Source organism: Litorimonas haliclonae, from assembly GCF_965138505.1.
GTDB classification, from domain to species: Bacteria; Pseudomonadota; Alphaproteobacteria; order Caulobacterales; family Maricaulaceae; genus Litorimonas; species Litorimonas haliclonae.
The window spans coordinates 765,534-780,792 of record NZ_CBCSCO010000001.1 but is presented as its reverse complement, the minus strand read 5'-3'; the positions used below and the strand labels follow the sequence as shown (position 1 = coordinate 780,792).

Below are 15,259 nucleotides of genomic sequence, written 5' to 3'. Positions count from 1 at the left end.
CTATCGCGGGGCTTCCGTCTGCTCGATAACGGCTGTAATCACGGCATCTGCGCTGCGTCCTTCGATTTCTGCGGTTGGGGATAAGATAGCGCGGTGGCGCAGGGCGGGAAGTGCTATTGCTTTTACATCATCCGGAATAACAAAATCCCGGCCATTTAGAGCGGCTTTCGCCCGTGACGCGATGGCAATCATGGCGGCTGCGCGCGGCGAAGCTCCTGTCTCAAACAAAGGATTGCTGCGTGTGCCGCGAACCAGGTCTACAATGTAATGCGTAATATCTTCCCCGAGCCTAATGTCGGGAATAACAGCTTTTGCTGCCTTGATAGAGGCGGCCGTCGCAATAGGCTTGACGCCCAATGATTTGAGATCCGGCGTTCCGCTTTGCGACCCGTGGCGCTGAATAATTTCTATTTCTTCGTCTCGGTTTGGATAGTCGAGGACATGTTTGAAAAGAAAACGGTCGAGTTGTGCTTCGGGGAGGGGGTAGGTCCCTTGCTGTTCAATAGGGTTTTGCGTGGCGATAACCATGAAATTCTTACCAAGGGGGTGAGCATTTCCGTCAATTGTGACTTGTCGTTCCTGCATCGACTCCAAGAGAGCCGCCTGAGTCTTGGGCGGTGTCCGGTTTATTTCATCGGCCAAAAGCAGGTCGCAAAATATCGGGCCTTTGATGAGCGAGAACTCAGAGGTTTGAAAATTAAATAAATTTGTCCCGATCAGGTCGCCGGGCAATAAATCTGGTGTGAACTGGATGCGTCCAAAATCAAGTTTCATTGCATGAGAAAAAACCTGAGCCAGGAAAGTCTTAGCGGTTCCGGGCACGCCTTCCAGCAAAACATGTCCCCCTGACAAGAGGGAGACCAACATCAAATCAACGGTCTCTTTTTGCCCGATAATGGCTTTGGAAATCTCTGTTCGAAGCTTTTCCGCCAGGCTTTCAACGGCCTCTAACTTTACATCATTCATGAAATAATCTTCCTTTTCCAGTCCTGTAGGGCGTCTGCTAATTTTAACATGTCGTGCCGCGTCGTCACGGATTGAGCCTGTTTCTTCAACTCAGAAAATGTGGGTTGCAAGGATTTCTTATCCTCGCGTTTATTTAAAGCTTCTTGACGGGCCACGGCTTCACTTCCCGGTAAGTGAAGAGCCTTTAGAGCCTGTTGGCGGATAAGGTTTGCGTAATGATCACCCAAGCTTGCCTCGCGGCGGGCTATCGCTAGAAAATCAGCCGTCGTGCGTGTCAAAGACTGAGGCCCCATGTGAAAATCCTCTCCAAAATCTTCGGCGGCGCCGCGTTTTGCATCACCAAAGCGAAGAAACGCCTGCCAAGCGATTAGAATTAACATTACTATTATCAGAAAGGTAATTCCCAGGAACGGAGGTTGGGTAAAGACCTTAATCATATTTTGTCGCCCGCCGATCCCATGCAGTGACAGGTCAAACACATAGTGATCTGTCTGGTGGCGTTCCGAAATATAGTTGAGGATGTCGAGAGCAAACCGCGCCCCTGAACGTGTGTTCAATCCCGATGTATTCAGAAGGTCGGGATCTGATAAAATATAGCTTTGTGACCCTTTGAGTTTGGCCAAAAGGATATCGCCGGACTCCGTGGTCAGGACGGCGTCCAATTGCGAGCCTTTAATCGTCTGAAGCCTTGGAAAGCGATTGGTATAAGTCGCGCCTGTTTCAGCCAATGCCAAGCGGTACGACTTTGCAATAGTTTCGTCTTTATTATCGGCTTGTGACAGAGTTACATCCCCTGCAAAATCTTCCAAATTAGACGCGAGGGTTTCCTGGCTTACGATCTCTCCGAACGGGGCTTTCCTGACCCAACCTGCTACTTTTGGAACAGGCGCAACATTCCACTTCGGGAGAATAATGAGCTTAGTCGATTCTGGGTTTAACTCATCCAGAGCGTCAGTTTGGAACGCAGAGGTCAGCGTGTAAAGCCGAAGGCTATCACCACTAAAGTGCGAGGCTTCGTTGGGGTCAAGAGAGGTGTTCTGCCCTGTCTCGTCTAGCAAAACTTTCAAGCCAACAAAGCCAATGGCTGAATTAGATATTGCGTGGGCTTGGCCATTGTTCTTGTCACGAATGTCGTCGGCATATCCCATCAGCCCCATAAGAGCGGAAAAAGAAAATAACCCGATGAGAACCAGACCGATAATCAGACCTGTGCTCATCAGGCGGTTGTCATTGCCCGTTTCGTGAATCTGTGAGCCACTTGCAATACTCATGCCGGGGCTCCTTCAGTTATCGGAAGCGTCTCATCCGACGGTTCCGATACCGCAAATTGGGCATAGGCTTTCCTGCAGCGTAAAAAGACCTCCTCGTTTAACGCCCGCCCCCCAAAATGTGATTTCTCCACTTCGGCGGCGATAAGAGAAAATGCGGTCCGGGTTTCAGGCGTTAATGCAGATAAACCGGCAATTTCTCGCGAGGTATAAGACCGGCGTATGACATTGGGTCTCGCCACTGCAATATCTTGAATAGACCGAAAAAGAAGCTGATGAACCGCTTCGGCAAACAGGCCTTTGGCGGCCAACGCGTCGACGGCGGCCAGCAATACCCGCGCTCTTATCTCAGATGGGCGATAAAGAGACGAGGTCTCTGCATTTTTCTTGTCGCGATTAAACCTATGGAGCCGAAAATCCCAAAGCGCCTTTCCGATAATATATAAAAGAAGGGTAATCCCGAGGGCGATAAATGCCCAAAACAGAATTGTAAAAAGAGGGAGGAGGTTTCCTAGAAATTTGAAAATTGGCTCTAAGAATCTCTCTAACCAGTCTAGTTTTGGCGGCGGAGGGGCTTCCGCTAATTCAAATTGCAACTGATCTTGAGATTTAAGAGTTCGAAAGGCCCTCTCAAATTCGGCGTTTGAGATATCTGCTGGCTTAATATTTGCGTTTGTTTGCGGGCGCGGCGTTTCGGAGGAGGCCGTTTGGCCCATGATCGACCCCGACATAAAAAGAGCCGCGCAGAACAAAACAAAGCCTATTAAAACCCGGAACATCAAACCCGGCTAAATCCATTTCATGATACGAAAGGCGATGAGCTGAACCACCCCTATACCTAAGACTATAGCCGTAACGTACCAAAACCCCATATTTGTTTCGACCCAGGGCATTCCCCCAACGTTGATTCCCATCATCCCTGAAACCAGGCCCAGAGGCAGAAAAATAGCTGCCACGACAGATAAAATCATCATGTTACGGTTCATTTCCTCGGCTCGCATGTCGGTCAGTTGGTCTTTCACAATGGCACAACGATCCCGCACGGCTTCGAGTTCTTCAGTAATTCGTGTCGCTTGATCCGCGGCGTCTCGAAGCCGCAATTGATCATCAGATGAAATCCAATGCAAGGACTGGGCGGACAGAACATTCAATGCGTCGCGTTGAGGGGCCAAATACCGCCGCAAAATGATAGCTTCTCTTCGAAATTCAGAAACTTGCGAGGCGGCCTCCTCATCTCTGTCCGCGTCCAGCATTTCTTCGAGTGTATCTATTTGTTCGTTCAAATCCGTAATGGTCGGGGCCATTCTATCAGAGAGGGCCAAGGCATAACCTGCTATAAACCCTCCGGGGGTCGCCGAGACTTTTTGATTTTGTAATTGCCGAACCCTGTCTTCTGTCGCTTTTAATACGCGACCGCAGACGGTGATGACCCGATTATCTTGGGCGAAGAAACGGAGCGGAATCATGTCTTCTGGTTCTGCTCCGGGGTTTAAATTTATGCCGCGTAAATTAATAAGTGCGTCCGTTCCGCGAATAATGGTTCGGGGTCTACTATCTTCGGCAAGTAGGGTCCGGGTCGCGACATCATCAACCATTTTGTCATCAATGAGAACCTGCCGGGTTTGAGGGTTCCGGCGATCAAAATGCAACCAAATAAAACCTTCGTCACTCTTAGGAGGCTTCGGGATTACATCCACAGGAAGCTGAGTGCCTTTGCCCGTTTTATCAATGTGAAATGCGTAGAGAAGACAATCCATAAAACTCGTTCCTTTCTTACACTTTAGGCGGGTAAATAACCTGGTCAAGCAATGTTAGTGTGAGGCATAGTCAATCAATTCCGCGCGGATTAAACCTCTTAAGGAGTTGCCCACATAAACTGCCTCGGCGGATAAAACCCGAGAAAGAGTAATCGTCCCTTCAATAGCTTTGTCTTGCGCTATTAACTCTGCGCGCAATACCCCAGGTAGCGGTCCTGGCAAGGAGGGTGTAATTAATTTATTGCCTTCTTGAATGAATAGCGAGGTGAAACTGCCTTCACAAAGGTTATTCAACTCATCAAGGAAGAGAACTTCATCACACCCGGTTAAAGACTGGAGTCTTTTTCTTTCTCCGTCATAAAAATCTCGAGCGCCAACTTTGTGATTTGTGGTTTGGCGCTGAGGAGTGAGAGCGTATTGCGACAGGGAAAGTTTTAATGGCTGTATGAGATCGAGAAGGGGGACTGCCTCCAGAGTCAGACCTGTCAACGGAGTATAGGAAAGTCGGACTCGATGGGGCGTCTGGTTTTCTTTAAAAATCTGCCTTTGCAATAGATGGTCTATCTCATCAGACGATATTTTAACGTCGAAAGCTTTGGCGGCCTTGAGAAACCTCTTTTTATGCCCATCTAGTCGACAATATCCGGTCTCTGGATCCCATCGAAAGGTTTCGAAGAAGCCTTTTTGAGTGGACGTTAGAATGCGGGCTTTGAGAAGGCATTCTCGATATTCATCTTCGGCTTCGCTGTCCAAAACTATGCCGCTGCCAACGCCATATTGCATTTGATGTCCCGATTTTTGTAAGGTTCGGATGGCAACATTAAAACAAGCGTCACCCTCTGGAGAGATATATCCGATGGACCCGCAATAAGGGCCGCGGTTTTGGCTTTCTAATTCGTGAATTATTTCCATAGCCCGTATTTTAGGCGCGCCCGTGATAGACCCGCAGGGGAAAAGTCCTGTGAAAATCTCCCGCCAGTTTTTGGTCCCAGCCAGACGGCCTTCAATTTGCGACGTCATTTGATGAAGAGTCGGATAAGTTTCCAAAGTGAAAAGCTCTGGTACTTTCACGCTTCCGGGTTCGCATAAGCGAGAGAGATCATTGCGTAGCAAATCCACAATCATCAAATTTTCGGCTTGCGACTTTGGCTCCGCTCGCATTTCTTGCAGCAGAGCGAGGTCGGAGACCGCGTCGGTTAGTCTGGGTCGCGTGCCCTTCATCGGCCGCATTCGCATTAACTGACCCGTTTTTTCGAAAAATAATTCAGGGGAAAAGCTGATAATTTCTGCGCCGCCCAAACTGACAACTCCGCCGTATCGGCCGGGTTGAGTTCGGCGGAAGGCTGCATAGAGTTCAGGGGCTGAAGCCTCGCTTTCGCCCGTCAGCGGAAAGGTCAGGTTAGTTTGATAGATATCCCCGTCGCGCAAATAGGATTGAATTTTATGGAAGCGCTTTGTGTATTCTTCTAGAGACCACGACGGCGTCAGGCTCACCTCTGGGCATTGAGCGGTGTAGAGGAGGTCGCCCGGAGCCGGAGTGGGAGGAGATTTAAAAACGCCCAAAGTCAAAAGGGGCGCGGCTTCGTCCCGCCATAAATGCCGCAGGCTGGCCTCTAAAGTATAACCAAGTTCATAAGATATAAACCCAGCGAGATAGTGCCCGGTTTTTTGATAGTGATCTATAGCTTCAAAAGCCGCGTTAATCTCATCTGGATGGTTCGCTTGGATAATATCAACAAGCTCGGAAAAAAACCGTGTGATCCCGGTCGTCTGATCGTCCAGCAAGACATAGGGGTTTTGGAAGTCAAATGTCATGGTGGAGAGAAACGAGCCTTAAAACCTGAACCCTGGCATAAGGCCTTCATAGAAGGCGTTTCGCCCGCGTAAAATGACAGGGGCGTCTTCGGGGAAACACCGCCGGAAACTGACAGGGGAGCTCGGCGCGATTTGACCTAATAACCAAAGATCAGCTGTAATGACCTGCAGAGCGCGGGGGTAACCCCCTGTACAATGCCCATCAATCAAAGCCAAAATAGGTTGTCCGTTCGGTGGAATTTGCAATGTGCCCGGTAAAATTGGACTGCTGACCATGTCTTTCTTCTCGACCAGATCAATTTTATCGCCTCTTAGCCGGGCGCCCATTCGGTCTGTGTCGGCTGTAGCGTGAAAAGGAGAAGTGTACATGTAGCGCTGCGCCGCCGGGCTCAGCCAGTCCCATTCCGTGACGGATCGGGCCCGAAGAACGATATGCCGCGATAAACGAGGCGCGTAGCCAAAAGGCAGGCTTTTCGGACCGGTTGCTTCCAGCTCCGCCGAACAGATTTCATCCCCGGCGCGATAGGCGCGGCCTTCTAACCCGCCGAACCCTGCCGGAATATAGGTCGAAACAGACCCCATAAAGCTCTCGCCTTTCAGGCCGCCCTCCACGGCGATATAGGCGCGGCATCCGACACGGCCGAAGCTGAAGGTCAGGATATCACCAGGCTCGACAGGCACGCAGCGATTCATACCGACATTCATACCGTTGATTTGCGCTTTCATATCCGCGCCGGAAATCGCAATCCGTGATGTCTTGAGAAAACGGATATGAAGCCCTCCTAAAGTACATTCCAAAGCGGGCGCATCCCATGGATTGCCGACAAGGTAATTGGAGAGAGCAAAAGAGAGCCTGTCCGCAGCGCCGCTTTTGGGAATACCGAGATGACGATAACCGGGGCGTCCGGCGTCTTGCAAAGTGGTTTGCGTGCCGCCTTTGAGGATTTTCAGAACAGGCTCGCTCATGACGGAGCTCCTTGAGGAACAAACCGGATCATATCGCCTGCTTTCAGAGCAAAGGGAGTTTCACGTTTCGGGTCGAAAACAGATAAAGGCGTCCGGCCGATTATTTGCCAGCCGCCTGGGCTTTCGAGCCCGTAAATGCCCGTCTGCCAATTCGCAATTCCAATGGATCCCGGAGGCACGAGACCGCGAGGTGTTTCATGGCGCGGGTGGTGCAGTTTTTTGTCTGTCTCTGACAAAAACGCAAAGCCCGGAATAAAGCCCATCAAACAGACTCGGTAAGTGATTTTACTGTGACGCTTGATAACCTGATCTTCTGAAAGTTTGGAAGACTTGCAAATGTTTTGGATATCCGGCCCACTTTCACCGCCATAATAAACAGGAACCTCAATTACGCGCGTTTTCGTTCGGGGGAAGCGCTTTGAGATTTTTTCATAGGCTTCCTCTACTTTTCGAAGAGCTTCGGCAGCTTCTGTCACCATAGGATTAAACGTCACCATGAGGCTATCGTAAGCAGGGATAACATTCGTCCATATATTATCCTGTCCACGCAAAATTTCGCCGAGGGCATGCACGGTTTTGCACGCCGTTTCAGAATAGCCTTTGACGTCATAGCATATTAAAATGCCGTTATCGCCAAAGGGCCGGATGCGGGGGATTAATTTAGACGCCATTCAGTGCTCTTGTCGTTTTCTTTCAGGCCCCGGTTTGGGAGATGAAAGCTTGAATTTTTATTCCTGCCTGTTCAAGGGCGGCTCGTGCTTTTTGAGCGGTATGAATGGCCCCTTGGCTGTCGCCATGAAGACAAAGAGAGCCCGCGTGTATCGCTAGGCTGTCGCCGCTATCCGTAAAGACTTTCTGTTCTATCGCCAGACCTAAAGCCTGCTCTATCCGCGCCTCATCCGTTTCCAGTACGGCGCCCTCCTTGAAACGACTTAGGAGATGTCCCTCATTTGTATAGCGCCGATCAATAAATCCTTCGGCGACAAAGCCTAAGTTATAGTTTTCTGCCGCTCGCTTCATCTCGGAATTCGGCCCACCCAAAAGCGTCAGTCCAGAGTCAATTTTCGAAATGACTTTAGCGATTAAATCAGCTTTGCGGGCGTCTTGAACCGAGTCGTTATAAAGCGCCCCATGCGGTTTGACGTAGGAGACGCTTACGCCTTCTTCTCTGGCAATTTCCCTTAATCGCAGAATTTGTTGCTTTAGCGCGGCCTCTAGATCTTCTGACGAAATATCTGTTCCTAATTTCAGTGATTGCCGCCCGAAATTTTCTTTATCCGGATAAGCAGGATGCGCGCCAATAACCACGCCATTGGCTTTGGCCGCCCTGACTGTTTTTCGCATGCTTTGGTCATCCCCGGCATGGCCGCCGCACGCAACATTGGCAGAGGTGACATAGCGCAGAATTTCGGCCTCGGCGTCTGCCCATTCGGGCGTATCGGCTTCTCCAACATCGGCATTTAGGTCGATAAACTTCATATGGCGACTCTTAGCGCGTGAATAAGCAATAGACTATGGGAAATTCAGTTGTCATGAGGGCGTATGATGAATGAGGACGTATAATGGAGTCTCCTTTATTTTGGGCGGCGGCGGTTGTCGCGACATTGATTACGGGCATTTCCAAAGGCGGGTTTGGCGGGCTGGCCCTGTTTGCTGTGCCGATTATGGCGCTATTTATTTCCCCCATTCAAGCCGCAGGCATTCTCTTGCCGATTTTGATTGTCATGGATTGGGTGAGTGTCTGGTCATACCGCAAGACCTGGAATAAAGACCTTTTGAAAGTCACCTTGCCGGGCGCAATTGCGGGTATTGCCATTGGCGGTCTGTTAGCGGGGTATGTCAATGAACAGGTCGTTCTCCTCTGCGTCGGATTGGTGGCGATTTTATTTCCTGTCTATGCGGTCGGGTCGTCTCTGTTCAAATGGGCGCCGGGGGCCGGGGTGAGAGGCAACAAACCGCTCGGCGCTTTTGCCGGAGGCGTCGCCGGGTTCACCAGCTTTATCGCCCATGCCGGGGGGCCGCCCTTTCAAGCCTACGCCCTTCCGCAAGGTCTGGAGAAACGCGTTTATGCAGGTTCGGCGGTTATGTTTTTCTTTGTCGTTAATTTCGTCAAGCTCATTCCCTATGCAGCGTTGGGGCAGTTTGATGCGGTTAATTTAAAAACCTCCGCTATGCTGATTCCTCTCGCCCCGGTGGGCGTTCTGCTCGGCGTGTGGCTGGTGAAACGGATTGATCAAAAGATATTTTACCGAATTATTTATACCCTGATTTTCGTGACGGGGTGCAAGCTCCTTTATGATGGATTTGTTTAAAGCGCCTCTGCACAGGCAACCCCGCTGGCCCAGGCCCATTGAAAATTGTGCCCGCCGAGATGCCCGGTGACGTCGACCACTTCCCCGATAAAATAAAGTCCCGGCACGGATTTCACCTCCATGGTTTTCGAAGAGAGAACGGCCGTATCGACGCCGCCTTTGGTAACTTCCGCTTTGCGAAACCCTTCGGACCCTCCGGGGCGGACATGCCAGTGATTGACCATGAGGGCGAGATTGTTAAGCGCGGCATCCGACATATCGGCAAGGCGAACTTGTTTGACCTGAGAGGCGAAATAGGCGGCAAGACGGTTCGGCAAATATTGCCCGAGCCAGTTTTCCGGACTGACTTTTGGTGTTTCCATTCGCGCGGATTTGAGCTCGGACAGAATATCCACGTCTGGGGCGAGGTTGATCTCTATCGCGTCCCCCGGCGACCAATAAGACGAGATTTGCAAAATAGCCGGGCCGGACAGGCCGCGATGGGTAAAGAGCAAAGCCTCCTCGAATAGCTGATCCGTATGAGTGACGCGGCAATTAACAGAAACACCGGAGAGCGACGCCATCATCTCTTTGAGTTGGTCGGTGAATGTGAGCGGCACAAGGGCGGGGACAGGTTCGACCAGCGGCAGTTCAAACCGTTTTGCGAGTTCATAGCCGAACCGTGTGGCCCCCATTTTCGGAATACTCGGCCCGCCGCACGCAATGACGACAGAGCGCGTTTCCAATGACTGCCGGTCTGTGGTGACGAGGAACCCTTCCTCGAATTTCTCGACGCCGAGCACTTCGGTGGAGAGGCGGATTTCCGCGCCGCTCGCTTCTTCCAGAAGCATATCGATTATTTGCTGGCTCGGTCCGTCGCAAAATAATTGTCCCTTTGTTTTCTCGTGCCAGTCAATTTTATAGCGATTGACCAAGTCAATAAAATCCTGCGGCGTATATCTTGCCAAGGCTGAACGGGCAAAATGCGGGTTTTGGGAAATGAAGTTTCCCGGCCCGGAATGTAGATTGGTGAAATTACACCGCCCCCCACCGGAAATTCTAATTTTCTCTCCCGGTCTTTCGGCGTGATCGATCAAAAGAACCGACAGACCGCGCTGGGCTGCCCGACCCGCGCACATGAGGCCAGCCGCGCCGGCCCCGATAATGATTGTATCATAGGACATAGGGGGCGTTTAGGGGAGGGTGGACGCCTTTGGCAAGCGCTGCCTTCCATATCCACGATCCCCTTACGGCCCGTCATTTTTACGGCCAGTCATCGGCAAATTGCAGGAGCCAGTCGAAATAGGCTTGCTTGGCTTGGGCTTTCTCCTCAATTTCTTCTATCATCATCGCGCCGACCATATCGTCCAGCCGTTCAAGAAATCTTTCCCGCTCTTCCGGATTTGGCGGCGGCAAATCTTCATAGGCTGTATATTGTGGCTGACGCGGGGCGGATCGTTTCGATTTTTTCCGGCTCTTTTGAAACCTTTCCTTTTCTTTGGCGTGGGCGTCTTTCTTGGACTGAAGCTTTTTTCCGACGATTTCTTCTTGAAAATTACCGATATAAATATTGTGAATATTGGCTCGGGACATGGGGTTCCTTTCAGGTTGGGATTAAGGGAGGCGATTAGGATTTGGGCAAGAAAATGCCAGGCGGAAATGCCGACCGGCGATCAAGCGCGCGGCGAAGGGTATATCCAAAAGGGGAGGACAGCCCGCGGGGTCGGCCCCCTTGCCGGAGACCGTGATAACTATATGTTTCGCAAGGGCGCAAACCCCGCGGCAGCGGTTGGAACCGGAGCGGCCTCTTACAATTCTCCCACAGTCACGCCGGTACGAAGCCGTTTACAGCTCCTGGACGCGGTAGGCAGGCTAACCCACTCTCGGTGACCCGGCACACACCCCTCTGTCACGAAAGGTCGCTCAGTCCCGCCGTCTCTTGCTCCAGAAGGTGACGTCTTCCTGTCCATAAGCAAAAGAACGAGTTTGAATATAGCGGCAAATTGGAGAGTCAGGATCATTCTCTCTGAAAATTTTATAAGGTATTGAAAAGGCGAGGGCTTTCAATCCGATAAATGCGGACGAACTTCGAAAAGCGTATATTTTCTCGTCATTACAAGACTTGTTCTTGTAATCCATCATCCATCAATTCCGTAAATCGATCACGGTAGGGATATAATAAACCAACGTAATCACACGCCTCGTACCCCATGACCTTAGTCGCACAAGAAGGAGATGGATTGCAAGAACGGGGTCTTGCAATGACGGGGATTAAAAACATATCTTCATAGTGAACAATAAAAATGTTGGGTTCAATGTTACACAATGAAAGGCTTGAAAAGCACCTCAAAGATATTCTTCAACTAAATCTTCCAAGCTGTCAGCGCGCCCACGTTTAACTAACCTCTTTCGCTCTTTCAGAAGGTTGGCAGAGATTTTTTCACATATCCGGCTATTTTTTAAATCGGACTTAAAGTTATCTAAATTTGCCACATCAGCATCAATTTCTTCTAAGTCTACCACCAAGTCCTCCAACAATACTGATGCAATCTCCTTCAAACCGTCGACCTTTCCATTTTTGACAATTTCCCCGAGGTCTTTATATAGGTCGACGCTAGACTCTTCGCTCTCAAAAATATCTCTTAGCGTTTTTAATAAAAGGTACTTTGTTTGAGCATATGAACCCAAAGCTTTATTGGACATCGCCTCACATGCATCTTCTACAGTTTTATATAGTTCATGAAGTGCGACTATTCTCGCTCCATCAACAATATTCCGATTAAAAATATCGACATACTTTCCGTCAAAAATGTTGTTTATCAGATGAGTTGCGTAAGACTCTTTTCTGTCAAAAGCTAAAAGTAGCTGCCCTGCTTTTTGGTTTGAAATGATATCGCCAGATACAAGAGTAGAGCCACGTCGAATATCGTATATATAGCCAAGATTAAGGTTTTTAACCTGTCTCTCTAGAGCTGTTTGGGTCAAATCGTTTGAGCGTTTATCTCGTGCCTTTACGCCATTCTGACTATTAGTTCTGTCAGTTACCTTGTTTGCTAAATCTGACTTTAGCCCAGCATTTATAAAGCGTGTTAAAACTTTAAGGTCATCGGTTAGCAATTCTTTATGCAAGTAAAGTTGCTTCAAACTTTGAGCGCCATTTACAACGGCTATATCATTAATAATCAGCTGATCAGCATCGGAGTCAACTTTCATCTTATTGCAAACGACTACTATGCCGTTGTGAAATAACGGAAAATTTCTATGTTCGTTTTTAACCTTTATCGAATCTCGGATCCCCTTGTTTACTTTAGTATTTCCGAGTGGATTTCGTACATTGAGGTCAAATAGTTTATTGCTATCGATACCTGGTAATGCAACCAGTTCTGTCGCTTTCGCCATTATAACTATTTGATTTACTTTTGAGTTGGCAGCATACTCTAGAGGGTCAGAATCATAAGAAAACTCAAATTTACCTGTGACACCAGAAACTTTATCATTTCCTAGATATTGCTCGGCTATTCTTTCTCCATCAAATATTTGCATCTCAGGATGAAGTGCCACTTGTTCTTTGCCTACCGTATTTAATTCACTGTTTGTTATAAACATCGATTTTACGGTGTACCCACGATCAATGAGTTCTCCAATTTTCTTATCATTTATAAGTTTGGCGAGATCTTGATTTGGTGTGCCCTCCATAAATTTCTTTATAGTTTTCGACGTGTTCAAGTGGGAGTAACTTCCGTGGAATTCCCTTATAAATTTGTCACCAATTTTAGATTTGGATCTTTCTTTGACCTTTGATTGCATGAAGATAATGTCTTCATTGTCATCGTCAACAAATATTCCATCAATTCCTTTGTCGTTCGGACCGTCGCAAATTGCGTCATCAGCAGCAGTTTCATCAATACCTAAAACATACAAAAGAAACCAACGAAGAAATTTTTTGTGCGTGGGTTTTCCGTCATTTACTTCGTCTTCCAATCTACGTTTCAAATGGACAAATTCTAGATCAGTTTTTTTCATTCTAATTTTTCTCGTGATTTCTACGTTTATTATTGTATTGAAGAACTCAATCTTACAAAGCAATAGACAAACCCTCAACCAATTTGGGAGCTAGATATTTGAGCGCCCTGTTTTGGGGTTTCCAGTTCTCTTACTAACGTGCCCTTAGAGGACTTCTTGGAGCATTGAAGAATAAAAATTCCGTGGTATAGATTTGGCCATGGGGCACAAGCGAGATTTCCAAGCACAGTTCATTGAGGTCTTTCAGCCTGTTTTTATGTGGGGGGTCGCCGCTTTGGAGTTGGCGCTCGTCATTTACACTTTCTATTTGGAATTTCGAACCGGAAACGGTCCTTCTCTCCTATATACAATAATGCCTTTAAGCATCGCCATTGCGATTGCTTGGGCCGTTCTATCGGTCCTCATAACGCTTCTTATAGTTGGGATTAAAAACCGGGCCATTCGTTAACGACCGCGTATGCGCTCAGATCCGCTATCGCGAGTATAGATAGGTGCGCTCACCTTTAAATTATCCTAAGCTCGACGAATGAATTTTCGTGATTTCATTCTTTTATCTTCGGTCTGCTTTGTGTGGGGCCTAAATATTGTTGTCACGCGGTGGGTTGTATTTGACGCGGCTGTCCCGCCGCTTTTTTTTGCTGCCGCCCGTTTTCTTGGCGTCGCGCTTTGTCTCCTTCCTTTTTTACGGCCCATTCCCAAAGATTTAAAAACCTTGTTTCTGATTTCCTTTTTCATCGGTTCAGGACATTTCGCATTGCTCTTTGTCGGTTTGGCAAATGCAGAAGCGTCCGCGGCCGCCGTGGTCGGGCAAATGGGCGTGCCTTTTGCAACATTGATGAGCATGGCGTTTTTAGGCGAAACGATCGGCTGGCGACGGGGTTTGGGAATCATGCTGGCTTTTGCGGGCGTCCTCCTCATTGCCGTGGATCCCGGGAGCTTCTCCATCTCTTTCGGTCTGCTCTATATTGGGGCGGCGGCCTTTGTCGGCGCGGTGGGCGGTATTCTAATGAAACGCATGTCCCCTGTCACAGCCCTCCAAAGTCAGGCCTGGATTGGCCTGTTTTCTTTCGCGCCGCTTTTTGTCGTTTCCGCCCTGTTAGAGCGCGGGCAGGTGGGAAGCTATATTTCAGGAGGATGGTGGGTCTGGATCGCGACAGCCTTCGCCGTGGTGGGCGTTTCCATTTTTGGTCATGGCGGTTTTTATCACCTCATAAAGAAATATGACATTTCCCTATTGTCACCCCTGACGCTTATGACGCCGATCTGGGGCGTTGTTTTGAGTATAGTTTTATTGAACGAAGCCATCACGCCGCAGCTCATATTGGGGTCAGCCATTTCCCTCGGCGGCGTTCTTATTATTGCGCTGCGTCCCAATAAAACCTTGCCCGACGCCGGGGTTGTGAAAAAGCTCGGGAGCGGTGGATCCTAAACTAGAAATTTGACGCGCCTGACGCTTAGCCCTTCATCTCACTAATAAACGCATCCGCCGCCGCTATGGATTGTTCCATATCCGCGATGAGGCGCGCGACGTCTGTTTCCAGCTCTGCCGTTTCCGTTCCGAGGGCGGCTATGGCGCGGGCGTTGAGGTTATGTTTTAAATAGAGCACGCGGTCATTAAACACGGTCAGGACCGGATCCATCGACGCGATGGCCGCGTCCATTTTTGACACCATACCTTCATATCGTTGCTGCGTGTCACGCAATTGACGCTCTGAGTTCCGGCGGAGGCTGGCATCTGAATATTGCCTCAGTTCCTCTTCCCATTCCTTGAACAAGTCGCGGGCGACGCGCTTGACGGAGTCGACCCGGTTGCGGGCGTCATCGGCCTGGCTCTCGGCGCGGTCATAGGCGCGGCTCATATTGTCGTAAGTGTCTTCAAGCTCGCCGGCGTCTACCGCTACGACAGCGCGGAACGCGGTGAGGGCGTCGACGAATTCTTCTTTGGCTTCCGCTTGAGACTCTGCCGCGCTTTCGACCCGGTCAACCAAGATGTCCCGTTTCTCAATCCCAAATCGTTCCTGAATATTATAAGCAGCGCTCGCGCAGCTCGCGAGGATTAGGGGCGCGATTAAGAACAGCCCAATGAATTTTATCAGAGGGGCGAGGGGCGTTTTAGGTTGCGGCATAAATCACTCTTTGGGTTCAAGAAATTGTGGGGCAGTTTGAAAACACG

14 protein-coding genes are annotated in these 15,259 nt (G+C 49.3%); 2 read left to right on the top strand and 12 right to left on the bottom strand.

The features are described from left to right. The 8 genes from ACNA05_RS03625 to ACNA05_RS03590 form a co-directional block, all read right to left on the bottom strand. Positions 1-966: an AAA family ATPase gene (locus ACNA05_RS03625; protein WP_415810010.1), complete on the bottom strand. Its 966-nt coding sequence runs from the start codon at positions 964-966 to the stop codon at positions 1-3. Continuing rightward, on the bottom strand, positions 963-2,237 hold the full coding sequence (locus tag ACNA05_RS03620) for a hypothetical protein (RefSeq protein ID WP_415810009.1): 1,275 nt from the start codon (positions 2,235-2,237) through the stop codon (positions 963-965). Before ACNA05_RS03620 ends, ACNA05_RS03625 begins: the two co-directional genes overlap by 4 nt. Next, complete coding sequence (locus ACNA05_RS03615) at positions 2,234-2,950, bottom strand: hypothetical protein (protein ID WP_415810008.1); 717 nt, start codon at positions 2,948-2,950, stop codon at positions 2,234-2,236. Before ACNA05_RS03615 ends, ACNA05_RS03620 begins: the two co-directional genes overlap by 4 nt. Before the next feature lie 72 nt (positions 2,951-3,022). Further along, positions 3,023-3,991, bottom strand: a complete 969-nt coding sequence (locus tag ACNA05_RS03610) for a zinc transporter ZntB (protein WP_415810007.1) — start codon at positions 3,989-3,991, stop codon at positions 3,023-3,025. Between the two features lie 54 nt (positions 3,992-4,045). Then, positions 4,046-5,806 (bottom strand): aminodeoxychorismate synthase component I, encoded by a 1,761-nt coding sequence (pabB, locus tag ACNA05_RS03605; protein ID WP_415810006.1) that lies wholly within the window; start codon positions 5,804-5,806, stop codon positions 4,046-4,048. Between the two features lie 18 nt (positions 5,807-5,824). Beyond that, positions 5,825-6,772, bottom strand: coding sequence for a 5-oxoprolinase subunit C family protein (locus ACNA05_RS03600; RefSeq protein WP_415810005.1), 948 nt, complete (start codon positions 6,770-6,772; stop codon positions 5,825-5,827). Then, positions 6,769-7,443, bottom strand: a complete 675-nt coding sequence (gene pxpB / locus ACNA05_RS03595; protein WP_415810004.1) for a 5-oxoprolinase subunit PxpB — start codon at positions 7,441-7,443, stop codon at positions 6,769-6,771. The genes ACNA05_RS03600 and pxpB overlap by 4 nt, the downstream gene beginning before the upstream one ends. 22 nt (positions 7,444-7,465) lie before the next feature. Beyond that, complete coding sequence (locus tag ACNA05_RS03590) at positions 7,466-8,251, bottom strand: 5-oxoprolinase subunit PxpA (protein WP_415810003.1); 786 nt, start codon at positions 8,249-8,251, stop codon at positions 7,466-7,468. An 83-nt stretch (positions 8,252-8,334) separates the two neighbouring features. On the opposite strand from ACNA05_RS03590, the gene ACNA05_RS03585 reads away from it, so the two are divergent. Then, entirely contained in the window at positions 8,335-9,084 is a 750-nt protein-coding gene (locus ACNA05_RS03585; protein WP_415810002.1) for a sulfite exporter TauE/SafE family protein, read from the top strand. Here the strand turns inward: ACNA05_RS03585 and ACNA05_RS03580 are convergent. The 3 genes from ACNA05_RS03580 to ACNA05_RS03570 all read right to left on the bottom strand — a co-directional run bounded on the left by ACNA05_RS03580 (position 9,081) and on the right by ACNA05_RS03570 (position 13,086). Beyond that, complete coding sequence (locus tag ACNA05_RS03580; RefSeq protein ID WP_415810001.1) at positions 9,081-10,247, bottom strand: BaiN/RdsA family NAD(P)/FAD-dependent oxidoreductase; 1,167 nt, start codon at positions 10,245-10,247, stop codon at positions 9,081-9,083. The two genes, ACNA05_RS03585 and ACNA05_RS03580, sit on opposite strands and share 4 nt — an antisense overlap. Positions 10,248-10,326: 79 nt before the next feature. Then, on the bottom strand, positions 10,327-10,656 hold the full coding sequence (locus tag ACNA05_RS03575) for a hypothetical protein (protein ID WP_415810000.1): 330 nt from the start codon (positions 10,654-10,656) through the stop codon (positions 10,327-10,329). A gap of 753 nt (positions 10,657-11,409) precedes the next feature. Next, on the bottom strand, positions 11,410-13,086 hold the full coding sequence (locus ACNA05_RS03570; protein WP_415809999.1) for an AIPR family protein: 1,677 nt from the start codon (positions 13,084-13,086) through the stop codon (positions 11,410-11,412). A 526-nt stretch (positions 13,087-13,612) separates the two neighbouring features. Here ACNA05_RS03570 and ACNA05_RS03565 point away from each other — a divergent pair. Further along, positions 13,613-14,515, top strand: a complete 903-nt coding sequence (locus ACNA05_RS03565; protein WP_415809998.1) for a DMT family transporter — start codon at positions 13,613-13,615, stop codon at positions 14,513-14,515. Positions 14,516-14,540: 25 nt separating this feature from the next. Here ACNA05_RS03565 and ACNA05_RS03560 read toward each other — a convergent pair whose 3' ends face one another. Then, the gene (locus ACNA05_RS03560) at positions 14,541-15,212 is read right to left on the bottom strand and encodes a DUF2959 domain-containing protein (RefSeq protein WP_415809997.1); all 672 of its coding nucleotides are present in this window, start codon (positions 15,210-15,212) and stop codon (positions 14,541-14,543) included. Between the last annotated feature and the right edge of the window lie 47 nt (positions 15,213-15,259).